Source organism: Pseudomonas sp. DCA-1 (assembly GCF_046523955.1).
GTDB lineage: Bacteria > Pseudomonadota > Gammaproteobacteria > Pseudomonadales > Pseudomonadaceae > Aquipseudomonas > Aquipseudomonas putida_Y.
In genome coordinates this window covers 3,109,718-3,133,120 of sequence record NZ_CP169881.1, presented here as the reverse complement: position 1 = coordinate 3,133,120, position 23,403 = coordinate 3,109,718, and the positions used below count along the sequence as shown (strand labels likewise).

Annotated in this window: 16 protein-coding genes and 1 riboswitch; of the genes, 8 read left to right on the top strand and 8 right to left on the bottom strand. The window is 64.2% G+C overall.

All coding sequences use genetic code 11. The annotated features are described in order from the left end of the window. Nucleotides 1-84: 84 nt before the first annotated feature. Together ACE4QZ_RS14805 and ACE4QZ_RS14800 are read right to left on the bottom strand one after the other, a co-directional pair. On the bottom strand, nucleotides 85-447 hold the full coding sequence (locus ACE4QZ_RS14805) for a hypothetical protein (protein WP_021785625.1): 363 nt from the start codon (nucleotides 445-447) through the stop codon (nucleotides 85-87). Next, a complete protein-coding gene (locus tag ACE4QZ_RS14800) occupies nucleotides 444-596 on the bottom strand; it encodes a hypothetical protein (RefSeq protein WP_021785624.1) in 153 nt (50 codons plus the stop codon). Before ACE4QZ_RS14800 ends, ACE4QZ_RS14805 begins: the two co-directional genes overlap by 4 nt. Before the next feature lie 100 nt (nucleotides 597-696). Further along, nucleotides 697-914, top strand: a riboswitch (cobalamin riboswitch). A 99-nt stretch (nucleotides 915-1,013) separates the two neighbouring features. Here ACE4QZ_RS14800 and cobW point away from each other — a divergent pair. From cobW to ACE4QZ_RS14780, 4 genes are all read left to right on the top strand, one after another. After that, nucleotides 1,014-2,081, top strand: a complete 1,068-nt coding sequence (gene cobW / locus ACE4QZ_RS14795) for a cobalamin biosynthesis protein CobW (RefSeq protein WP_021785623.1) — start codon at nucleotides 1,014-1,016, stop codon at nucleotides 2,079-2,081. A gap of 3 nt (nucleotides 2,082-2,084) precedes the next feature. Continuing rightward, a complete protein-coding gene (gene cobN, locus ACE4QZ_RS14790; protein WP_021785622.1) occupies nucleotides 2,085-5,846 on the top strand; it encodes a cobaltochelatase subunit CobN in 3,762 nt (1,253 codons plus the stop codon). Between the two features lies 1 nt (nucleotide 5,847). Further along, nucleotides 5,848-6,870 carry an ATP-binding protein gene (locus ACE4QZ_RS14785; protein WP_021785621.1) on the top strand — a complete coding sequence of 341 codons (1,023 nt, stop codon included), beginning with the start codon at nucleotides 5,848-5,850 and terminating at the stop codon, nucleotides 6,868-6,870. A gap of 77 nt (nucleotides 6,871-6,947) precedes the next feature. Next, nucleotides 6,948-7,538, top strand: a complete 591-nt coding sequence (locus tag ACE4QZ_RS14780) for a vWA domain-containing protein (protein WP_021785620.1) — start codon at nucleotides 6,948-6,950, stop codon at nucleotides 7,536-7,538. A 106-nt stretch (nucleotides 7,539-7,644) separates the two neighbouring features. On the opposite strand, the gene ACE4QZ_RS14775 is transcribed toward ACE4QZ_RS14780, so the two are convergent. Next, entirely contained in the window at nucleotides 7,645-7,911 is a 267-nt protein-coding gene (locus ACE4QZ_RS14775) for a hypothetical protein (protein ID WP_003247923.1), read from the bottom strand. Between the two features lie 340 nt (nucleotides 7,912-8,251). Between ACE4QZ_RS14775 and ACE4QZ_RS14770 the strand changes: the two genes are divergently transcribed. Further along, a complete protein-coding gene (locus ACE4QZ_RS14770; protein WP_021785619.1) occupies nucleotides 8,252-9,577 on the top strand; it encodes a sigma-54 dependent transcriptional regulator in 1,326 nt (441 codons plus the stop codon). A gap of 570 nt (nucleotides 9,578-10,147) precedes the next feature. Here ACE4QZ_RS14770 and ACE4QZ_RS14765 read toward each other — a convergent pair. After that, complete coding sequence (locus tag ACE4QZ_RS14765; protein WP_021785618.1) at nucleotides 10,148-12,148, bottom strand: peptidase U32 family protein; 2,001 nt, start codon at nucleotides 12,146-12,148, stop codon at nucleotides 10,148-10,150. A 212-nt stretch (nucleotides 12,149-12,360) separates the two neighbouring features. Beyond that, on the bottom strand, nucleotides 12,361-12,741 hold the full coding sequence (locus ACE4QZ_RS14760; protein WP_003247927.1) for a RidA family protein: 381 nt from the start codon (nucleotides 12,739-12,741) through the stop codon (nucleotides 12,361-12,363). Between the two features lie 136 nt (nucleotides 12,742-12,877). Between ACE4QZ_RS14760 and ACE4QZ_RS14755 the strand changes: the two genes are divergently transcribed. Beyond that, nucleotides 12,878-13,570, top strand: coding sequence for a tRNA (adenine(22)-N(1))-methyltransferase (locus ACE4QZ_RS14755; protein WP_101196037.1), 693 nt, complete (start codon nucleotides 12,878-12,880; stop codon nucleotides 13,568-13,570). Between the two features lies 1 nt (nucleotide 13,571). Here the strand turns inward: ACE4QZ_RS14755 and ACE4QZ_RS14750 are convergent, their stop codons facing one another. After that, nucleotides 13,572-13,832, bottom strand: coding sequence for a DUF2790 domain-containing protein (locus ACE4QZ_RS14750; RefSeq protein WP_101196038.1), 261 nt, complete (start codon nucleotides 13,830-13,832; stop codon nucleotides 13,572-13,574). A 114-nt stretch (nucleotides 13,833-13,946) separates the two neighbouring features. On the opposite strand from ACE4QZ_RS14750, the gene ACE4QZ_RS14745 reads away from it, so the two are divergent. Further along, complete coding sequence (locus ACE4QZ_RS14745; protein WP_014590770.1) at nucleotides 13,947-14,879, top strand: LysR family transcriptional regulator; 933 nt, start codon at nucleotides 13,947-13,949, stop codon at nucleotides 14,877-14,879. Between the two features lie 116 nt (nucleotides 14,880-14,995). Here the strand turns inward: ACE4QZ_RS14745 and ACE4QZ_RS14740 are convergent, their stop codons facing one another. Next, nucleotides 14,996-16,147, bottom strand: a complete 1,152-nt coding sequence (locus tag ACE4QZ_RS14740; RefSeq protein WP_014590771.1) for an acyl-CoA dehydrogenase family protein — start codon at nucleotides 16,145-16,147, stop codon at nucleotides 14,996-14,998. Nucleotides 16,148-16,163: 16 nt separating this feature from the next. After that, nucleotides 16,164-17,237 (bottom strand): enoyl-CoA hydratase/isomerase family protein, encoded by a 1,074-nt coding sequence (locus ACE4QZ_RS14735; protein WP_021785615.1) that lies wholly within the window; start codon nucleotides 17,235-17,237, stop codon nucleotides 16,164-16,166. Nucleotides 17,238-17,565: 328 nt separating this feature from the next. On the opposite strand from ACE4QZ_RS14735, the gene mnxG reads away from it, so the two are divergent. After that, entirely contained in the window at nucleotides 17,566-23,403 is a 5,838-nt protein-coding gene (mnxG, locus tag ACE4QZ_RS14730; RefSeq protein ID WP_021785614.1) for a manganese-oxidizing multicopper oxidase MnxG, read from the top strand.

Sequence of the window (23,403 nt, the reverse complement as noted above, 5' to 3'; positions counted from 1 at the left end):
TTGGACGAACACCTCGTAATTTAGGGAATGCGTAGCCTAACGGACCGTTTGGGGCCGGGTAAAGCACCGGCTGCCGGTTGGGGCTCAGCGCTGCGTCTGCAAGCGCTTGGCCCAGTCTCCGCCGTGGCCGTGCGCGCAGGCCTCTTCACTGTCGAATCGCACATGCCAGGCCGGATGGTCCAGCTGAATGCCGGCTTGCTCCAGCGCCAGGCCGGTAAGCGCCAGCATGCGCGCCTTCGCATCACCGACCACGGCCGCTGCCTTGTCGGCCTCTTGCTCGAATACCCAGGTGATACGCAGGCTGCTCGGAAAGTCCTCGGGGTCGAGGCGATGGGTAAGCCAACTGAAGCCGACAATCTCCGCCTTGGCGGCTTCGCAGGCATCGGTCAGGCACGCGACCAACTCCCGCTCCAGGCGACTTATCTCGCGTTTGCCCAATGCCTTCATGGGTTGGCCTCGTCATCGATCTGCTGGCAAAAGCGCAGGCGGTTGCCGAACGGGTCTTGCCCCTGCATCTGCAGAAAATCCAGGTAAAAAGCCTTGGCCTTGTCGGCGGAGAACATGCGCAATACCGGTAGGGCGGGGGCGAGGGGCATGGGGCGTCCTTGTCCGTTGAAAAAGTGCCACTGTAGCGCAGTTGCTGCCCTTATGGTCGACCAGCCGGCAGCAATGGTTGACCACCCGCCAGCCACTGCGTAGCCTTGCCCACTTCGAGGTTCTTCGGCATGGCCGGAGCTAAGACGGGAACGCGGTACAAGCCGCGGCTGCCCCCGCAACTGTAAGCACCGACAACGGATCGACACAGCCACTGCGCCAGCGCGCGGGAAGGCGTCATCCCGCCAGCCCGCTGTTCAACTGAACGGGGGCATGGAACGGTGCAAGCCAGGAGACCTGCCTCGTCACGTTTTCGACTTTCAACCGGGCGGGGTGATCCGGTGGCGAACAAGCCCGGCCGGTCCGGCCCGCGGCTGTCGTCCTGCATGCCCGCGCCACACTGCCAAGGGCAATGCGACATGAAAACACTGGCCAAGCTCCCCGTCACCATCGTCACCGGCTTCCTCGGCTCGGGCAAGACCACCTTGCTGCGCCACATGCTCGACAACGCCCAGGGCCGCCGCATTGCGGTCATCGTCAACGAGTTCGGCGAACTGGGCATCGATGGCGAAATCCTCAAGCAGTGCAGCATCGGTTGCACCGAGGAAGAAGCCAGCGGCCGCGTCTACGAACTGGCCAACGGTTGCCTGTGCTGCACCGTGCAGGAAGAATTCTTCCCGGTGATGCGTGAGCTGGTCGCACGCCGTGGCGACCTCGACCACATTCTCATCGAAACCAGCGGCCTGGCCCTGCCCAAACCATTGGTACAAGCGTTCCAGTGGCCGGAAATCCGCAATGCCTGCACCGTCGATGCGGTCATCACCGTGGTCGACAGCCCGGCCGTGGCCGCTGGCACCTTCGCCGCCTACCCGGACCAGGTCGATGCCCAGCGCAAGCTCGACCCTAACCTGGACCATGAATCGCCCCTGCACGAGCTGTTCGCTGACCAGCTGGCCAGCGCCGACCTGGTGGTGTTGAACAAGGCCGACCTGATCGACGCCGAAGGCCTGGCCAAGGTGCGTGCCGAGGTGGCCGAAGAACTGCCGCCGGCGGTGAAAGTGATCGAGGCCAGCAGCGGCAAGCTGCCACTGGACGTGCTGCTGGGCGTGGGTGCCGAGTCCGAGTCACATATCGATGGCCGTCGAACTCACCACGATTCCCACCACGACGGCGACGATCATGACGATCATGACCACGACGCTTTCGATTCCATCTCCATCGACCTGCCTGAAGCCGACGAAAGCCTGCTGCTCGATGCGCTGACCCAGCTGGTGGTGGAGTTCGGTATCCTGCGCGCCAAAGGCTTCGCCGCCATCCCGGGCAAGCCGATGCGCCTGCTGGTACAAGGTGTGGGTACCCGTTTCGACAAGCACTTCGACCGCGCCTGGCGTGCCGACGAGCCGCGCATTACCCGCCTGGTGCTGATCGGCCAGGACCTCGATGCTGCCCAGCTGGAAGCGCGCCTGCGCCAGGCACTGGGCGCCTGACCCATGCACCTGCTGCGGACCCAGCCCGGTGGTTTCGTACCGGATGACAGCATTGCCGACCTCGGCCAGACACCCGCCGAGCTGGTGATTCTCTGCAGCGGCGATTCGCACCTGGCATTGCTCGCCGACACCGCCGAGCAATTGCCCGAAGACTTTCCCGGCCTGCGCCTGGCCAACCCGATGCAGGTGCAGAACCATGCATCGGTCGACCTGTATGTCGACCAGGTGCTGCGCCATGCCAAGGTCATCCTGGTGTCGCTGCACGGTGGCGTTGGTTACTGGCGCTATGGTGTCGAACAACTGTTCGAGCTGGCCGCCCGTGGCGTGCAGCTGATTCTGGTGCCGGGCGACGACCGCCCAGACCCGGAGCTGACCAGCCTGGGCAACGTCCGCGGTGAGCAGGCCGAGCGGCTTTGGCATTACCTGCGCCAGGGCGGCAAGGCCAACGCCATCAACCTGTTCAACTACCTGGCCAGCCAGTGGCTGGGCCGCGACTATGCCTGGGACGAACCGCAGCCTTTGCCGCGCACGGCGGTCTATCACCCGGCCAACGGCAGCGCGACACTCGAGGACTGGTACCCGCACTGGCACCCCGAACAGCCGGTGGCGCCGTTACTGTTCTACCGCTCGCACCTGCAAGCGGCCAATACCGCCTTCATCGACGTGTTCTGCCAGCGCCTGCAGGCTGCCGGCCTGAACCCGTTGCCGATCGCCGTGGCCAGCCTCAAGGAAAGCGCCTGCCTGGAACAGGTCGAAGCCTGGCTGGACGAGGTCGGCGCCGAAGTGCTGATCAATACCACCGGTTTTGCCCTGTCCAGCCCCGAGCGCCCCAACCTGCGCCCGTTCCGTCGCGACATCCCGGTGCTGCAGGCCATCTGCGCGCAGGACAACCAGCCTGGCTGGGAAGCCAGCGAGCAGGGCCTGGGCGCGCGCGACCTGGCCATGCACATTGCGTTGCCGGAGCTGGACGGGCGCATCATCACGCGCCCGGTCAGTTTCAAGGACATGGCCTGGCGCAGCGAGCGCAGCCAGTCCGACGTTGTCTGCTACCGCGCCCACCCCGAGCGCATGGACTTTGTCGCCGAATTGGCCCGCCGCTGGGTCGAGCTGGCCCGCCTGCCCAATGCCCAGAAGCGTGTAGCCCTGGTGCTGGCCAACTACCCGACCCGGGATGGTCGCATTGGTAATGGTGTCGGTCTGGACACGCCCGCCGCCGCACTCAACATCCTCAAGGCGCTGCAGGCCGAAGGCTATCCGCTGGCCGAACTGCCGGGCAGCGGTACGCAACTGATCCACCAGTTGCTCGGTGGCGTGACCAACGACCTCGACCACCTCGACCAGCGCCCCTGTGCCCAGAGCCTGAGCCTGGCCGATTACCAGGTGGCCTTCGAGCGCCTGCCGCAGGCCAACCGCCAGGCAGTGCTGGAACGCTGGGGGCCGCCCGAACAGGACCCGATGTACCGCAGCGGCCGGTTGATGGTTGCCGGCCTGCGCTTTGGCTTGACCTTCGTTGGTATCCAGCCGGCGCGGGGCTACCAGGTGGACCCTAGCGCGGTGTATCACGACCCTGACCTGGTGCCACCGCACGGCTACCTGGCGTTTCACTTCTGGCTGCGTCACGCATTTGCCGCCGATGCGGTGATCCACGTCGGCAAGCACGGCAACCTCGAATGGTTGCCCGGCAAAGGCGTCGGGCTATCGGCGCAGTGCTGGCCGGACGCGCTGCTTGGCCCGCTGCCGAACATCTACCCGTTCATCGTCAACGACCCGGGCGAGGGCGCCCAGGCCAAGCGCCGTACCCAGGCGGTGATCATCGACCACCTGATGCCGCCGCTGACCCGTGCTGAAACCTATGGCCCGCTGCGCCACCTGGAACAACTGGCCGACGAATTCTACGAAGCGCAGTTGCTCGACCCTCGGCGTGCCCGCGAGTTGCAGCGTGACATCCTCGAGCTGGTCAAGGCCAACCACATTGACCGTGAGTTGCAACTGGAAGGGCAACTGGACGATGCGGCGCTTTGGCTGCCGCGCCTGGATACCTACCTGTGCGACCTGAAGGAGTCGCAAATTCGCGATGGCCTGCACGTGTTTGGTCAGTCACCAGAAGGGCGGCTGCGCCTGGATACGCTGCTGGCGTTGTTGCGGGTCGAGCGTGGCGACGGCCGTGGCGGTAATGCCAGCCTGCTGCGGGCTTTGGCCAAAGCACTGGTGCCGGGCTGGGACCCGCTCGATTGCGACCTTGGGCAGCCGTGGCAGGGCATACGCCCCGAACAGCTGCAGGCCATGAGCAATGAACCTTGGCGCACCTGTGGCGACACCCGCGAGCGCCTTGAGCTGCTGGCACTGCAGGTGATCGGGCAGGCGCTGGAAGGCACGGCACAGTTACCCGACCTGAGTGAGTGGCAACCGGTGCACGCTGTCGTGCAGGCCCTGTGTGAGGCGGTCGCACCCAGCCTGGACGCCTGCGGCACGGCTGAAATGCATGGCCTGCTGGCGGCACTGGCCGGGCGCTTCGTGCCCGCCGGCCCCAGTGGTGCGCCAAGCCGAGGGCGCCTTGATGTGCTGCCCACCGGCCGCAACTTCTATACCGTGGACGTGCGCAACCTGCCCACCACCACGGCCTGGCGCCTGGGCTTCGCCTCGGCCAGCCTGATCCTCGAACGCCATCTGCAGGACCACGGCGACCACTTGCGTCAGCTCGGTCTGTCGGTATGGGGCACGGCGACCATGCGCACCGGTGGCGACGACATCGCGCAAGCCATGGCGCTGATGGGCGTGCGGCCTGTCTGGGCCACCGGCAGCCAGCGCGTGGACGACTTCGAAATCTTGCCGTTGAGCCTGCTCGACCGCCCGCGGGTGGACGTGACCTTGCGCGTTTCTGGCTTCTTCCGTGATGCCTTCGGCAACCTGATCCGCCTGTTCGACGCCGCCGTGCAGGCAGTGGCCGCGCTGGACGAACCTGACGACCTCAACCCCTTGGCTGCCCGCGTGCGCAGCGAACGGGCAGCGCTGCAGGCTCAGGGCGTGGATGCCGAGCAGGCCGCGCGTCAGGCAGGCTGGCGGGTGTTCGGTGCCAAACCTGGCGCTTACGGTGCCGGGGTGCAGAACGCCATCGATGGACGCTTGTGGAACAGTCGCGACGACCTGGCTGAGGTCTACCTCAACCACGGCGGCTATGCCTACGGTGGCAGCGACGACGGAACCCCGGCCCGCGCCCAGTTCGCCCAGCGCCTGGCCAAGGTGCAGGCGGTGCTGCAGAACCAGGATAACCACGAGCACGACCTGCTCGATTCCAACGATTACTACCAGTTCCAGGGCGGCATGCTGGTGGCCTCGGAAACCCTGTCCGGGGCGGTGGTGGCCAGCTACCATGGCGACCACAGCCAGGCCGACCGACCGCGCATCCGTACCCTCAAGGAAGAGCTGAACCGGGTGATCCGTGCCCGTGCGCTCAACCCCAAGTGGATCGACGGGGTCAAACGTCACGGCTACAAGGGTGCCTTCGAGATGGCAGCGACAGTCGACAACCTGTTCGCCTTCGACGCCACCACGCACCTGATCGACGATCATCATTACCAGGGGCTGGCCGATGCCTACGTGCTCGACCCGGCGACCCGCGATTTCATGCGCGAGCACAACCCCGAGGCCTTGCGCGACCTCACCGAGCGCCTGCTGGAGGCCCAGCAGCGCGGCTTGTGGCAGGCGCCGGGCGACTACCGCGAAGCCCTTGAGGAACAATTGCTCGACGGCGAGGAACAGGCTTGAAATGAGTGAACCCGTACAATTTCCGCTGGCGGCCGTGGTCGGTGCAGACGACCTCAAGCTGGCGCTGTGCCTGACCGCCATCGACCCCAGGATCGGTGGTGTGCTGATCGAAGGGCCGCGTGGCATGGCCAAGAGTACCCTGGCCCGTGGCCTGGCCGACCTGCTTGGCGAAGGCCCGTTCGTCACCTTGCCATTGGGCGCCAGTGAGGAGCGGTTGGTCGGCACCCTCGACCTGGATGCCGCGCTAGGGCAGGGCAAGGCGCAGTTTTCTCCGGGCGTGCTGGCCCAGGCTGACGGCGGTGTGCTGTATGTCGATGAGGTCAACCTGCTGCCCGACACCTTGGTCGATCTGTTGCTTGACGTGGCTGCCAGCGGCACAAACCGCGTCGAGCGTGACGGTATCTCGCACCGGCACAGCGCCCGCTTTGTACTGATCGGCACCATGAACCCGGAAGAAGGCGAACTGCGCCCGCAGTTGCTCGACCGTTTCGGATTGAACGTGGCGCTGGAGGGCTTGCCGGAGCCCGAGGCCCGGCAGCAGATCATTCGCCGCCGTCTGGCCTTCGACAGTGACCCTCAGGCGTTCTGCGCACACTGGGCCCAGGCCCAGGCGCAACTGCGCGAGCGCTGCCAGGCGGCGCGCCAGACCTTGGCCGACATTGCCCTGGATGACCAGGCGCTGGCCTGGATTACCGAGCGCTGCTACGCCGCCGGCGTGGACGGCCTGCGCGCCGACCTGGTGTGGCTGCGCGCTGCGCGCGCCCACTGTGCGTGGCGTGGGGCTGCAGCTATCGAAGAAGTGGATGTCGAGGCGGTGGCCGAGTTCGCCTTGCGCCATCGCCGCCGTATGACGCCTCAGGCCAACCCGCCGTCGGCGCCACCGCCGCCTGAGCAGCAGCCCCGTCATCAACGTGGCGACAACCCTGGCGAACAGGGCGGGCAGGGCGACTGGGGGGCATTGCCGGCACAGCCGGTGGCCAGCGGCGCCCGCCGCGAGGTGCCGAACTGGGCAAAAAAGCCCTGAGCATCCCCCAGCCACCAGCCAGGGGGGCGGATGCCAGAGCGGGCAAAGGCAAGCAGAACGGTACCCGCCGTGGCCCCGTGCGTCATGCGGCGGCTGGCCGGGTGGCCTGGCTGCCGACCTTGGTCAAAGGGCGGCCACGTCTGCGAGAGGACCTGTGCTGGCAGCAGCGCAAGGGCAGGCCTGCAGAGTTGTGGCTGGTGATCGTCGACGCCTCGGCTTCAACCCGGCGTCATCAGGCGTTGGCGCAGACCAAAGGGCTGCTGGCGGCATTGTTCGACCAGGCCTATCGCCAGCGCGCCCGCCTGGCCCTGCTGACTGCCAGCGGGCGCACGCCACAGTGGCAGCGCCACGGGCTGAAGGCATCCGCCGCCTTGCAACCCTGGCTGCAGGCCTTGGGGGCAGGTGGGGGCACGCCGCTGTTGGCCGCACTGGAGCAGGCGCGGCACTGGCTACAGGCGCGGCAGCGAGCGCATCCGCAAGAGGCCTTGCGTTGCCTGGTGTTCACCGACGGTCGCCTGCAGCACTGCAATGCCGTGCAACCGATGCCGTGCGCCACGTTGTTGGTCGATATGGAGCTGGCGCCAGTGCGCCTGGGGCGCGCGCAGCGTCTGGCAGAACAATTGCACGCCGATTACCAGCATTTGCAACAATTCAAGGTGGTGGATTGAAAGGGCGGTTTGCGACACTATGTCGCAATCAGAAAAGTTGTCGCAACAGCAACAGAGAAATTGTACAAGTGCGTGACAGTGCACGCACTTGCTGTGCCGGCCGATATTACTTTGGCATCGACCACGGTTGCAGGTCGTAACCCTTTTCACACAGTTCGGCGCGCACTTCTTCGATCAGGCTGGCCCATTGGGCCGGGTCGGAGTAGATGCGCGACGACACCTGCTTGGCGCCGATGCGGGTGCTGGTCCGGTCGATCACTGCCAAGCTCAGTTCACCAGTACCGTTGGGCGCATCCCAGGCTACGCACTGGAAAGGTTCGAAGGCGTGGTCGGCAATCAGCAGTGCTTCGTTGACACGGAGCGGGGCATTCATGGTTCGGTCTCTCTATGGTCCCAAACATCGAAGTGAAGTCCGCGTTGCTTTAAAGTCGCCTCATGTATCGCGAAGTGCAGCGCGGGGTTGTGTGTACTGATGCTCGTTGTTAGTGGGTAAGTCACACATTGGTTGTAAAATTTTTTCAGGGGTGACGCTGTTCTTGCCTGCGCCGCCATGTGATGTCGATAAAGTGCGAAAATTCCCGTGGTGGTTTGTAAGAAAATGATTCGGCAGACAAACGGTACTGGGAACCGTCAACTTCGTTGCTACTGTTAAACGAGCGCCACAACTTGCTGTTTTATTTCAAAAAACCAAAAACTGGCGCCAAGGACCGGTCATGCAGCAGCCTGCCGCTCAACGCCGTTTGCTTGTCGTCGACCCCTGCGACGATTGCCACCGTTTGTTACCTGGCCTGCGCAACGCAGGCTGGGATGTGGACAGCTGCATGCTCGGGACTGCGCTGGACCACACTTGCGATGTCGGGCTATTGCGCTTGCAGGCCTCACACCTGAGGCAGCCGGACGCGGTCAAGGACATGATCAAGCGCAGCAACACCGAATGGATTGCCGTGCTCAGTGCCGACCAGCTGCGCATGCCGGCGTTCGGCGATTTTGTATGTGAATGGTTTTTCGACTTCCATACCCTGCCGTTCGACGTTTCCCGTGTGCAGGTAACCCTGGGCCGGGCCTTCGGCATGGCACGCCTGCGCGGCAAGGGGGCCGTCAAGGTCGATGAGACAACCCATGAGTTGCTCGGCGAAAGCCGGCCTATCCGCGAGTTGCGCAAGTTGCTGGGCAAACTGGCACCCACCGAATCGCCTGTGCTGATCCGCGGTGAGAGCGGCACCGGCAAAGAGCTGGTGGCGCGCACCCTGCACCGCCAGTCGCTACGCAGCGAGCAGCCGTTCATCGCTATCAACTGCGGAGCGATCCCCGAGCACTTGATCCAGTCCGAACTGTTCGGCCATGAGAAGGGCGCCTTTACCGGTGCCCACCAGCGCAAGGCCGGGCGTATCGAAGCGGCCGATGGCGGCACGCTGTTCCTTGATGAAGTCGGCGATTTGCCGTTGGAGTTGCAGGCGAACCTGCTGCGGTTCCTGCAGGAGAAGCACATTGAGCGGGTGGGTGGCAGCCAGCCAATACCGGTGGATGTCCGGGTGCTGGCGGCCACTCATGTGGACCTCGAGCGGGCCATCGAGCAAGGGCGTTTCCGCGAAGACCTGTATTACCGCCTGAACGTCTTGCAAGTGGTTACCGCGCCGTTGCGCGACCGCCATGGTGACCTGTCGATGCTGGCTAGCCATTTCGCCCATTTCTACAGCGTGGAAACCGGGCGTCGGCCGCGGTCGTTCAGCGACCATGCCCTGGCGGCGATGGGCCGGCATGACTGGCCGGGTAATGTGCGCGAGCTGGCCAACCGTGTGCGCCGCGGGCTGGTGTTGGCTGAAGGGCGGCAGATCGAGGCGCAGGACCTGGGGTTGCAGTTGCTTGACCCGGAACAACAGCCGCTCGGCACGCTGGAAGAATACAAGCACCGCGCCGAGCGCCAGGCGTTGTGCGATGTGCTCAACCGGCACAGCGACAACCTGAGCGTGGCGGCCAAGGTGCTGGGCGTCTCGCGGCCGACGTTCTATCGGTTGCTGCACAAGCATCAGATACGCTGAGCGTTGCTGAGGTACGCTTGCGCCGTTCTTTGAAGCCGCTCTTACAGGGAAACCACAACCCCCTGTAGGAGCGGGTTTACCCGCGAAAGGGCCGGGCCTGCTGGCCAATTTCCACCTGCCGTTCACCGTTGTCGCGGCTACCGTATTCGCGGCTAAAGCCGCTCCTACAGGGAACCACAAGCCCCTGTAGGAGCGGGTTCACCCGCGAAAGGGCCGGGCCTGTTGGCCAATTTCCACCTGCCGCTCACCGTTGTCGCGGCTACCGTATTCGCGGCTAAAGCCGCTCCTACAGGGAACCACAAGCCCGTGTAGGAGCGGGTTTACCCGCGAAAGGGCCGGGCCTGCTGGCCAATTTCCACCTGCCGTTCACCGTTGTCGCGGCTACCGTATTCTCGGCTAAAGCCGCTCCTACAGGGAACCACAAGCCCCTGTAGGAGCGGGTTTACCCGCGAAAGGGCCGTGCCTGCTGGCCAATTTCCACCTGCCGTTCAGTTCACCGTTGTCGCGGCTAAAGCCGCTCCTACAGGGAAACCACAAGCCCGTGTAGCGAAAAGGCCCTGCCAGGCGAACTCAGTGCGGCCCGCGCGGGATGGTCTTGAGCAAGTCTTCCGGGCTGATATGCCCCACCACCTGGGCCACCGCGCTGCCCGGGGTCGGCAGGTCGATGATGTGGCTCTTCATCTTGCCGATCACATGCATCTCGCACGGCTTGCAGTCGAACTTCAGGGTCAGCACTTCGTCACCCTGAATCAGCTGCATCGGTGCCACCTTGGTGCGCACGCCGGTCACGCCCTTGGCCTGCTTGGGGCACAGGTTGAAGGAGAAGCGCAGGCAGTGCTTGGTGATCATCACCGGCACTTCGCCATGCTCTTCATGGGCTTCATAGGCCGCATCGATCAGTTGCACGCCGTGGCGGTGGTAGAAGTCGCGGGCCTTCTGGTTGTACACGTTGGCCAGGAACGACAGGTGCGACTCGGGGTATACCGGCGGTGGCGTGGTCTCGGCCTTGCGCCCGCCACGTGGATGCGCCTGCACGCGTGCTGCAGTCAGTGCCTCGATGGCTTCGCGGCGCAGGGCCTTGAGCTGCGAGTTGGGAATGAAGTACGCCTGCGGGGCATCCAGTTCGATGCGGTCGGCGTGGTACAGGGTGGTGCCCAATTGGCCGAGCAGGTCGTGCAGCTGCTCCAGTGCCTGCTGCGGCTTGTTGGCTACGCCGAACGGGCCATCCAGGGCCACTTGCACGCTCACGCCTTCTTCACTGCTCAGGGTAAGCATCAAGCGCTGCTCGCGCAGGACTGCGTGCCACTCCACGCCGACCCGGCGTTCGGAGGAGGTGCGTTGCAGGGCCTGCTGCCAGTTGTGGTCGAGGTTGCGCGACAGCGGGTGGTTGGGCCGCAGCTTGTGCAGGCCTTCGGGCATTTCGTTGGGCTCGACGCGATAGCGGTAGCGCTTGTGGCCGTCTTCTTCGAATTCGCCACGCGGTTCGGCGATGTTGGCGCGGAAGCCCACCACTTCGCGCTTGACCAGCACATTGAGGCCGTCGCCGTTGGTCAGCGGTACGTCGGTGACCACTTGCATGTCACGCTTGCCGACCTTTTCCACTACGCCCACCGGCAGGCCGGTAAAGGTTGGTGAGTCGAAGGCGCCGATATCGACCTTGCGGTCGGTCACGAAGTAGTCGGTGCTGCCGCGGTGGAAGGTTTTGTCCGGGTCGGGCAGGAAGAAGTGTTCGGTACGGCCGCTGGACGCGCGGGCGTACTGAGGGCGGTCTTCAAGGATGGCATCGAGCTCTTTGCGGTAATGGGCGGTGATGTTCTTCACATAGCCCATGTCCTTGTAGCGGCCCTCGATCTTGAACGAGCGCACGCCGGCATCGACCAGGTCAGCCAGGTTGGCGGTCTGGTTGTTGTCCTTCATCGACAGCAAGTGTTTCTCGAACGCAACCACGCGGCCCTGGTCATCTTTCAGCGTATAGGGCAGGCGGCAGGCTTGCGAGCAATCACCACGGTTGGCGCTGCGGCCGGTCTGCGCATGAGAAATGTTGCATTGGCCGGAGAACGCCACGCACAGCGCGCCGTGGATGAAGAACTCGATGGCAGCATCGGTTTCGGCGGCGATGGCACGGATTTGCTGCAGGTTCAGCTCACGCGCCAGTACCAGTTGCGAGAACCCGGCCTGGTCGAGGAACTTGGCCCGTTCCAGGGTGCGGATGTCGGTCTGGGTGCTGGCATGCAGCTCGATCGGCGGGATGTCCAGCTCCATCACCCCGAGGTCCTGCACGATCAGCGCGTCAACGCCGGCATCGTACAGCTGGTGAATCAGCTTGCGCGCCGGTTCCAGCTCGTTGTCGTGCAGGATGGTGTTGATGGTGGTGAACACGCGTGCATGGTAGCGATGGGCGAACTCGACCAGCTCGGCGATATCGCTGACTTCGTTGCAGGCGTTATGGCGCGCGCCAAAGCTCGGGCCGCCGATATAGATGGCGTCAGCGCCGTGCAGGATCGCTTCACGGGCGATGGCCACGTCACGGGCAGGGCTGAGCAGTTCCAGGTGATTCTTTGGAAGGGACATGTCGTTATATTTTCGGGCTGTCACGGTTTAGGCGGGCATTGTAGCGGTGAAACGGGCTGGCGGCATCATTGGGGTGCCGAGAGGTGGGATTGGCTGCGGGCACGCGCAACTGTGGGAGCGGCCTTGTGTCGCGAAAGGGCCGCAGAGCGGCCCCGGCGGTTTTGCGGTCAGTCAACGATGTCGGGGGCGCTGCGCACCCCAACAAGCGCAGCTCAGCGCTTGGCAGCCATTGCCGTCACTTCCACACGCATGCCTTCAAATGCCAGCGAAGCCACACCCACCGCCGCACGCACCGGCCAGGGCTTGCTGAAGAAGCGCTGGTACACTTCGTTGAACGCCGCGCGGTCGGCCATGTCGGTGAGGTAGATGGTCAGGTGCAGCACGCGGTCCATACCGCTGCCGGCCTTTTCCAGGGCCACTTTCAGCGCCTGCAGGGTGCATTCGCTCTGCTCGACGATGCCGCCCAGTTCCAGGCTGCCGTCGGCGTGGGTCGGGATTTGTGTGGTGACCAGCACGCCGTTGTACTCGGCAACGTCGGAGGAAATCGACTCGGCGTCCGGGTCCGGGGTGTAGATGATGTCTGCATTTGCCATGGTGTGTTCGCCTTGCAACGGAAGGAAAACGGCAAGCCTACGCGAGCGCATCCGCCCGGTCGAGGGTGCCTCGGTGTTTGAAATGCGCGGCGTTCGCCGTCAGAATCGCGGCCGATTGCAAAACCAGGGGTTTACGTTGAACGAACAGACTTTGTCCAGGCGCCTGGAGCGCGTGGCCGCCCATGTACCGCAGGGCGCGCGCTTGGCCGACATTGGCTCGGACCACGGCTACCTGCCGGTGGCCTTGATGCTGCGTGGCGTGCTCGAGGCCGCTGTGGCGGGTGAGGTGGCACAGACGCCGTTCGCCTCGGCCCAGCGCAATGTGCACAAGAACGGCCTGCAAGAGCGGGTCACCGTGCGCCTGGCCGATGGGCTGGCAGCGGTCGAGCCGCAAGACCGTATCTCGGTGGTGAGCATATGCGGCATGGGCGGCGACACCATGTGCGAGATACTCGAGGCCGGCAAGCAGCGCCTTGGCGGCGTCACGCGCCTGGTACTGCAGCCCAATGGTGGTGAGCGCGAGCTGCGCCAGTGGCTGGCTGGCAATGGTTACCGGATCGTCAGCGAAGAGCTGCTACGGGAAAACCGCTTCGATTACGAGATCATCGTCGCCGAGCCGGGCAGGGTGATGTATAGCGCTGAACAGCTGTACTTCGGCCCCGTGTTGATGCAGGAAAAAAGCGAGGCGTTTGTGGTCAAGTGGCGGCGCATGCTGCGGCAGAAGCAGCAGACCCTGGCCAATTTCCAGCGGGCCCGCGATGCGGTGCCTCAGGCGAAGATCGACGATTTCAATCAGCAGGTGGGCTGGATCACCCAGGTGCTGGCCTGACTCACTGCTGCGAGCAGTTGCCCATTTCCCGGTAGTCGATTTCGCGCTTCTGGCCCTGATGGTCGACGTACACCATATGTGCGGTGCCCACCTGGCAGTCGGCGGCGTTACTGGCCGGGGTGATGGAGATGACCTTGGCCACGTCCAGCGGCATGCCGTATTCATAGTGGCTGCTGACGGGCTGGTTGTTGCCGGCATCGGCAAAAGCACCGAACGAGGCGAAGGCAGCGGCAATGGCAAGGACAGCGATCGAGCGTTTCATGACAGGCTCCTTTTTTAATGGATGGCTAATGATCTATTCATTGGTCATGCACAATAAATGGGCTAAAACGTGATAGATTCCTGCTTTTAACGCAACAATAAGGAGCGCACCTTCATGGACATGCTGCATGCCATGCGTACCTTCACCCGTGTGGTGGAATGTGGCAGCTTCGCTGCAGCTGCCAATGCTCTGGATATTTCTGCAGCGCAGGTTTCGCGCATCGTTGCCGAGCTGGAGAACCAGCTGCAGACCCGCCTGCTGCACCGCACCACCCGGCGCTTGCGCATGAGCGAGGCGGGTGAGCGGTTTCTGGAGCGTGCGCGGCAGATCATGCTGCTGACCGAAGAAGCTGTGGGCGAAGCGCGAGGGGCGCACCTCACGCCTCGCGGCCATCTGCGTTTGCACTGCCCACACGGCATGGGGCTGTTGCTGATGCCGCTGGTGGCCGGCTACAACACGCTATATCCGGAAGTGGTGATCGAGCTGACGCTGTCGCAGCGCAACCCCGACCCGCTGGCCGAAGGGCATGACGTGGTGATCACTGTGGACGGTGCGCTGCCGGATTCGCAGCTGATCGCTGTGCCGCTGGGCAACATTTTCAGCATCCCCTGCGCGGCCCCCGGTTACCTGGATACTCACGGTGTACCGGAGCGCCCCGAAGACTTGCACGGCCATCGCTGCCTGCGCATGGCTTACCCGATGTACGAAGGTGACTGGGTGTTCCCGCAAGGGGTTGACCAGTGCGTGATCGCCCCGAACGACAGTTTCTCTACCAACGTCGCCGACGCCATGCTGGTGGCCAGCGAGCTGGGCATGGGCATTGGCCTGCTGCCGTTCTACACCGCCAGCGAGGCGATCGGGCAGGGGCGCTTGTGCCGGTTGTTGGCACCGTATCGGCTGCGGGAGAGTGCGCTGTATGCGATGTATCCGTCACGCCACTACCTGGACGCCAAGGTGCGCACCTGGATCGACTACCTCAAGGAACAGTTGCCGGCGTTGTTCGAGGGGCATGCCAGGGTGGTGGATGATGCGCGGTATTGGCGCTGAGGCGAGAAGTTTGCCGCGGTGACATTACTGTGGGAGCGGGCGCGCCCGCGAACACCGGCAAAGCCGGTGCCATCCACCGCGTCGCCCACTCCCCCAAAAACCGCGTTGCCTTTGCGTTACAGCGGATAGTTTTTCAATTCCCGTGCAATCAGCATGCGCTGGATCTCGCTCGACCCTTCATAGATCTGCGTAATCCGCGCATCCCGGTAATAGCGCTCCACCGGGTAGTCTTCCAGATAACCGTACCCACCATGCACCTGGATAGCCATCGAGCACACCCGCTCGGCCATTTCCGAAGCGAACAGCTTGGCCTGTGACGCTTCCGACAGGCACGGCTTGCCGGCGCTGCGCAGGCGGGCGGCATGCAGGATCAGCAAACGTGCGGCGTTCACCTGCACCTGCATGTCGGCCAGCAGATTGGCGATGCTCTGGTGTTCGTTGATCGGCTTGCCAAACTGTATGCGGTCACGCGAGTAGACCAGCGCCGCTTCAAATGCGGCGCGGGCGATGCCCAAGGCCTGGGCGGCAATGCCGATACGGCCGCCTTCGAGGTTGGACAGGGCAATGGCCAGGCCCTTGCCACGCTCACCGAGGATATTGGCGGCAGGAATGCGGCAGTTGTCGAAGGTGACCGCGCAGGTGTCGGAGGCGCGGATGCCCATCTTGTGCTCGCTGCGGTCAACCTTGAACCCAGGGTTGTCGGTGGGCACCAGGAACGCCGACAGGCCTTTCTTGCCCAGCTCCGGGTCGGTCACTGCGAAGACGATCGCCAGGCCGGCACGGCGGGCATTGCTGACGAACTGCTTGGCTCCGTTGATGACCCACTGGCCATCCACCAACTCGGCGCGGGTGCGCAGGTTGTGCGCCTCGGAGCCGGCCTGTGGCTCGGTCAGGCAGAAGCAGCCAATCACCTCGCCGCTGGCCAGGCGTGGCAGCCACTGCTGTTGCTGTTCGGCGGTGCCGTAGGCCAGCAGCGGGCCGCAACCTACCGAGTTGTGGATGCTCATCATCGCCCCGGTGGCGCCGCAGCCGGCGGCGATCTCTTCCACTGCCAGGGCGTAGGCGACATAGTCGGTGTAGCTGCCGCCGAAGTCTTCGGGCACCACCATGCCCAACAGGCCCAGTTCGCCCATCTTGCGCACCACGCCATCATCGATCCAGCCGGCCTTTTCCCAGGCCTGGGCATGGGGTGCGATTTCGCCACGGGCAAAGTCCCGGGCCATGTCGCGGATCATGATCTGTTCTTCGCTCAGTTCGAGGTCTTGCATCTGTGTACTCCCGGGCTCACAGGCCTTCGAAGAATTGTTCGACCCGCTGGCGTTGCAGCGCGGCCAGGGTCGGCGGGTTCCAGCGGGGCTGCTTGTCCTTGTCGATGATCAGGGCACGCACGCCTTCGATGATGTCGCCGTGCTGGAACCACTGGCGGTCCAGGTGCAGTTCCATGGCAAAGCAGTCGTCAATGCCCAGCTCGCGCCCTCGGCGCAGCATCTCCAGCGTAACCGCCATGGCCAGAGGCGAGCGGGTTTCCAGCTGATCGGCGGTGGCCATCGCCCAGGCGTGGCTGTCGCCAAGGCTCACCGCACGCAGTTGCTCGACGATGGCTGGCAGGTCGGGCAGGGCGAAGAAGTGGTCGATGGCCGGGCGCAGCTTTTCCAGTGGCGCATCATCCAGCACCTGGCTACCGAGCCTGGCCAGCAGGTTTTGCAGGTCCTTCAGCGGGTGGTCGCTGAAGTCGAGCTGGTCGAGGCCCTGGTCGAGGGCGGCGAGCTGGTCGCTGGCCAGGTACCAGTCGGCCAGGCCGCAGTACAAGGCGTCGGCCGCCTGGATCTGGGCACCGCTGACACCCAGGTAGATGCCCAGCTCGCCGGGGATGCGTGAGAGGAAGTAGCTGCCGCCCACGTCCGGGAAGTAGCCGATGCCAACTTCGGGCATGCCCAGCCGGCTGCGCTCGGTGACCACGCGCAGGTCGCAGCCCTGGGCCAGGCCCATGCCGCCACCGAGGGTGAAACCGTCCATCACCACCAGTATTGGCTTGCGGTAGCGGTGAATGACCAGGTCGAGGGCGTACTCTTCGACGAAAAAGGTTTCATGCAGCGTGTCGCCGGCCTTGAAGCTGTCGTACAACGAGCGGATGTCGCCACCGGCACAGAACCCCTTGGGGCCTTCGCCGCGCAGGACCACGGCGCGCACGTGCGGGTTGTCGGCCCACTGATCCAGGTGCTGACGCAGGCTGCGCACCATGTCCAGGGTCAGGGCATTGAGACCGGCAGGGCGGTTCAGGGTCAGGTGGCCGACCTGGTTGCGGACCTCGGCCAGTACGTGGTCGGTTGCTGCCGCGGTATGAGCGTGCGCAGTCATTGCGTTCTCCCTGCTTTGTTATTGATTTTCCAAGTGAAGTCTGGAGTTCGCTGGAGGATCGCAGGATCCTGGCATGCGAATTTGCCTTGCACAATCGACAATTGTGCAAGGGTATCGTGCGTTTTTACCTTGTGCGAGCCCAGCGCGCGCCTTGTGGAGTAGCCATTACCCCACGGGACGACGTCCCCCGATTCGGGGGAACCCGCTGGGGGATCCTCCCCAATCCGTTGCGGTTGACCGCACAAGTTACTGACAAATATGGAAGTTTTCTTCTGGCACACACCTTGCTCCAGCTCCTCGCAGAGATCCTGTGTCCCGGAGGTGCAGCATGTCGACGCCGCTCAAAGGCCCCATCCTGTCGTCACTTTTACTGGCCTTGCTTGGCTGGGAAGCAACCAGCGAGGCGGCTGTGCAGTGCCAGCGCACCCTGGTCGCCAACGTGGTGGCACTGGATCAGCCACTGATGTTCAACCGCCTTGGCGCGCAAAACGCCAACGGCATGATGTTTGCCCTTCGTGAGGATGTGGTGGACGACAAGCAGGTCCCCCTCAGCAAGGGCGGGGCCGCAGTACCGGGCAAGGTTACCCTGCGCCCGGACAAGCGCCCGCGGCCTATCGTGCTGCGCGTGGCGGCCGGTGACTGCCTGACGGTCAACCTCACCAACCTGCTGGATTACAAGGCGAACCCCAACAAGCACGGTATCGAGGCCGAAGTGCCCGAGGGTGAGGCAGAGGCGCCGGAGGTTGAAAACGAAGGCGGCGAAGGCTTTGTCGCCGACGAGCAGGTGGCCGAGCGCATGGTCGGCTTCCAGGTCAACGGTATGCAGGCGGTGAACAGCATTGCCGATATTTCCGCCTATACCGGGCGCAACGGCAACTTCTTCGTCAACCCCGGCAGCACCCGCAGCTACACCTTGTATGCCGAGCGCGAAGGCGCCTTCGCCGCCACCAGCAAAGCCGCTACGTTCGGCGGCGAGGGCACGGCGGGCAACGTCTCCAATGGCCTGTTCGGCCAGGTGGTAGTGGTGCCCAAACTGGGCCGTACCTACCGCAATACCCTCACCGAAGAAGAAATGCGCCTGGCCACCACCGGTCGAACTGCCACCGGCCAGCCCGTGATCGACTACGAAGCCCGTTATCCGCAGGTCGAGCCGTGGATCGCCGAAGGCAAGGCTGGCAAACCGATCATTGCCATGGTCAACGGCAACGAGATCATCAGCAGCGAAACCGATGCCATCGTCATGGGGCCCAACCCCGACGGCAGCTTCCCCAGCTCTACTTACCCGCTGGAAAGCACGGGCAAACGCAACCCGGCGCTGCCCAACCGACTGGAGGCGTTCCGTGATTTCGCCTCGCAGTTCGCCGACGAGGTTGCCGGTACCCAGGCCTTCCCTGGCTACTGGGCCGACCCGGTGATGGGCCACGTGCTGGAGCCGGCGCGCGATGCGTTCATGATCAATTACGGCTCTGGTGGCATGGGTGCCGAAGTGGTGGCCAACCGCTTGGGGGTGGGGCCGATGCACGACTGCCTGTCGTGTGCCTATGAAGAGTTCTTCCTCAGCGCCCACACGGTCGGTGATATAGGCACCCTGGTGGATGTACCGGCCAACGTCGGCCTGGAACACATCCGCCCGGGCGAAGTGCCGCCGGCCAGTGCCGTCGGGGTCAAGGCCAGCATGGCCCTTTACCCCTCAGAGCCTGCCAACGTGCACCACAGCTATATCGGTGACTTCACCAAGTTCCGCAACACCCACAACGGGCACGAGCAGCACATCTTCCACTTGCACGGCCATCAGTGGCTGTTCAACCCCAATGACGACAACTCCGACTACATCGATGCCCAAGGCATCGGCGCTGGCGTCGGCTACACCTACGAAATCGCCAACGGCGGTTCGGGCAACCGCAACCGTGTTGCCGGCGATGCCATTTACCACTGTCACTTCTACCCGCACTTCGCCCAAGGCATGTGGGCCATGTGGCGGGTGCATGACGTGTTCGAAGAAGGCACGCGGCTGGAGGTAAGCGGGGAGGGCGAGAATGGCTTCCACAGTACCCCGTTCGCACTGCGGAGCGGTAAGCCGGCCGTTGGCGCCCGAGCCCTGCCCGATGGCGAGATCATTGCCGGTACGCCTATTCCGGCCATCGTGCCGCTGCCCGGCAAGGCCATGCCGCCCATGCCCGGCAAAGTCGTGGTCGTGCCCAAGCTCTCCGAAACGTTGGTTGCCGCCAACGATGATGACCACGAAGACGATGACGAGCCTGCCGGCGAGGCGCCCGTGCGCAAGGCCGTGGGCTCGCTGGCGCTGGTCGACCGCACCGAGGCCAACCGAAATGCCGACGGCACGTTGAAAAACCCAGGCTACCCGTTCTGGATCGGTGGCATGGAAAGCAGCGTCGGCAATCGCCCGCCAACCCCGCCCCTGGACATGCTCGACCCGGCCCTGGCCCGGCAACTGAAAGACAGCGGTAAAGCCCTGTGGGCCAACCTGGACGCGAACCAGGTCGATGGCTGGGACGGCGGCCTTGGGCGCCATGCACTGGACGGTGTGTCGGCCGGTGGCGTAGCGGATACCACCACCACCAAACTGGACTTCACCAAGGTCGTGCACAAGGCCAAGCCCATCTACCTGCCTGAGGAGGGCACCGATGTGGAGCAGGCAGCCATGCAGTTCCACGCCATGGGTGAACACCCCAGCTATGCACTGATTCCCGGTAACCAGCCAGTGGCCAAGGCGTTCCGCACCAACGGCGCCTTGCCGACTGCGGGTGCGCCGTACTACGAGCCCTGCATGGATGACCGTGGAAAACGTCTGACGCAGTCCTCCGGGGTCGGTGAGTTCAACAGTGGAGAGAGCCTGACGGGTGTGAACTTCCGTGGCGCCTCGGCCTTCACTGCCGACCGCCCACGCATCTACAAAGGGGCCAACATCCAGTTCGACGCGGTGTATAACAAAGTGGGCTACCACTTCCCGCAGGCACGCATCATCGCCCTGTGGGAGGACGCCTGGCCGGTCATTACCAAGCAGCGCCCGCCAGAGCCGCTGGTGATGCGCATGAACACCTTCGACTGCGCGATGTACCAGCACACCAACCTAATCCCGAACATCTATGAGATGGACGATTACCAGGTGCGCACCCCGACCGACGTGATCGGCCAGCACATCCACCTGCCCAAATGGGACCTGACCGCCGCCGACGGTTCGGCCAACGGCTGGAACTACGAAGACGGCATTCTTTCGCCCGGTAGCGTGGTCGAGCGCGTGCATGCCATTCGTACTTATAACGGTTGCACCGAAGGGGATAGTCGCGATGGCACTGCTGCCTGCCCGATAGCCAGGCAGCACCCGTACTTCGGCCGCTTTGGCCGCGCCGACTGGCTGGGCGCACGTACAGCCATGCAGCGCTGGTTCGCCGACCCGCTGGTGAACGTGCATAACGTCGACCGTGGCCTGGGCACCATCTTCACCCATGACCACCTTGGCCCATCGACCCACCAGCAAGTGGGCCTGTATGCCACCGTGCTGGCCGAACCGGCCGGCTCTACCTGGTACCACGCCGAAACCGGCGAGCAGCTGTATAACCCGGCCACGCGCCAGGACGGCGGCCCGACCTCGTGGCAGGCGGTGATCCAGACCGGCGATCACGATGGCGACGGCAAGAACGACAGCTACCGCGAGTTCTTCCTGGAGTACAGCGACTTCCAGCATGCCTATGAAGCCGGCGTGTATGTAGGCGCAGGGCCGGACGGCATTCCCAATGCCCAGTCGTACCCGGCCACGGCCGACAGCTTCCGCTACGCCATCAACCCGCCCGTGCGTGGCAAGGCGTCGAGCCTGCTTGAGGCCATCGTCGAGGAACGTGGTGGTATCAACCCTGGCTGCCCAAGCCGGCCATGCCCGCAGGCGATCTCGGTGGATGACCCGGGGATGTTCGTCGTCAACTACCGTAACGAGCCGCTGGCCCTGCGCGTGTACGACCCGAACAAGGTCGGCCCGGACGGCAAGCGTGGCATGCAGGCCGACGGCCTGGCCGGCGACCTCAGCTATGCCCTGCAAACCCGTACCGACCGCGCTATCCCGGCGATGAACCTGTCGCCATCGGCGATCACCTCGGCAGTCGGCCCCACCGGCGGCACCACGCTGTTCCCGCCACATATCAACACGGCCGGCGCCGAGCCGGGCGACCCGTTCACCCCATTGCTGCGAACCTATTCCGGTGACAACGTGCGCCTGCGCATGCACGCCGGTGGCCACGAAGAGGAGCACAACGTCACCCTGCACGGCGTGAAATGGCTGCAGAATGGCTCTGGCTTTGGCAACAGCTCCAACTCGGGCTGGAAGTCGTCGCAAATGATCGGCATCTCCGAGCAGTTGGGCTTCATGGCGCCTGTGTCGATGATCTCCAGTTCGGCAGCCACCAACGGCGACTACCTGTACTCGCTGGACGCCGCCCTGGAAGGCTACTGGAACGGTATCTGGGGCATCATGCGCAACTACACCGCGCAGCGTGCCGACCTGTTCCCGCTGCCCAACAACCCGCAGCCGGTGGCCATGCGCAACACCGTGAACTTCAACGGCATCTGCCCGAAAACCACGGCCAACCCCAACGGCATCGGCACCCGCACCACGGTCAAGCGCAACTACGAGATCGTCGCGGCGCTGGCCAACGACATCCTCGAAAACCGTAACGGCGTCAGCATCAATGACCCGGCGGGCATCGGCCAGCATGTCGGAGGCGCGCTCAAGGCCGACGGTGGCACCCTGGTGTTCAACAGCCGCAAAACCGCCATCCCGCTGGTCAGTGGGGTAGACCCTGAAGATGGGGCGACCTTCACCATCGGTGGCCACAGTGCGCCGCTGCATGACCCGACCGCGATCCTGTACGTGCGCAAGGCTGACCTCGACGCCACCACCGGCAAGCTCAAGCCGGGTGTTCCGGTAGAGCCCCTGGTACTGCGCGCCAATGCCGGCGACTGCATCAGCATCACCCTGGAGAACCGCTTGCCACTGGTGATGCCAGACCTGTCGAGCACTGCAGTGATGCACAACGTGGTCAAGCGTGACCGCTTCGACAGCGAAGGCTCCACCGCGTTTGCCAACAACCTGATGCGGCCGTCCAGCCACGTGGGCCTGCATGCGCAGCTGCTGGCCTACGACATCACCAAGTCCGACGGTGCCAACGTTGGCCTGAACCCGGTGCAGACCGTGCCACCGCGTGCCGGCACCAGCGGCGCTTACCCGACCAAGGAGTACCAGTACTACGCCGGCCACTTGGAGCGTGAAGGCAAACCGGTGTCGCAACTGGGCCGCACAGTGGACAACATCAAGACCACGCCTATCGAGTTCGGTGGCCTCAACCTGACCCCGTCAGACTTCATCAAACAACCGCAGAAAGGTCTGGTGGGTGCCATGAGCATCCTGCCGCAAACCGCCACCTGGACCGAGGATACTGCTACCCGTACCCAGGCCACGGTGAAGGTCAGTGGCCAGCCGGACTACCGCGACTTCGTCACGGTGTGGCAGCGCGCACTGAACATGCGCTGGGCCGACGGTCGTCCGGTAGAAGGTATCAATGTCGAAGGCAACGGCGCTGCCGGTGACCCGCAAGACAACGGCAACATGGCGGTCAACTACAAGACCGAACCGTTGTGGCTGCGCTTCGGCATGGCGCCCGACTCGCCATTCGGCCGCGCCAATGGCCTGGGCTTTGGTGATGTACCCAACGCCCACATGGCCTACGCCAACGCCCTGGTCGGTGGCGACCCGCAAACCCCGGTGCTGTACGCCAAGCCAGGGCAACCGGTGCGCAACCATATCGTGATGCCCAGTGGTGGCAGCCGCGGCATGGTCTACCAACTGGACGGGCACGTATGGCCACTGCACAACTACCAGGCCGAGAAGAGCGATGCGGACGGTTACCCGATGAGCATGCCTGGTATCGGTTCGGTGCGCTTTGGCTACAACCCGATGGCCATGTACATCGGCGCGCAGGAAAGCGTACTGCCAGCGGCGCACTTCAGCTTCATGCTGCCGAGTGCCGGCGGTGCCAACGCGGTGGCGGGTGACTACCTGTTCCGCGACTACGCCGCCTACGGCAACCTTTCGGGGCTGTGGGGGATCTTGCGGGTGACCAACGAAGCGCCGCCGGCAACGGCCCCGGCGCAGTGA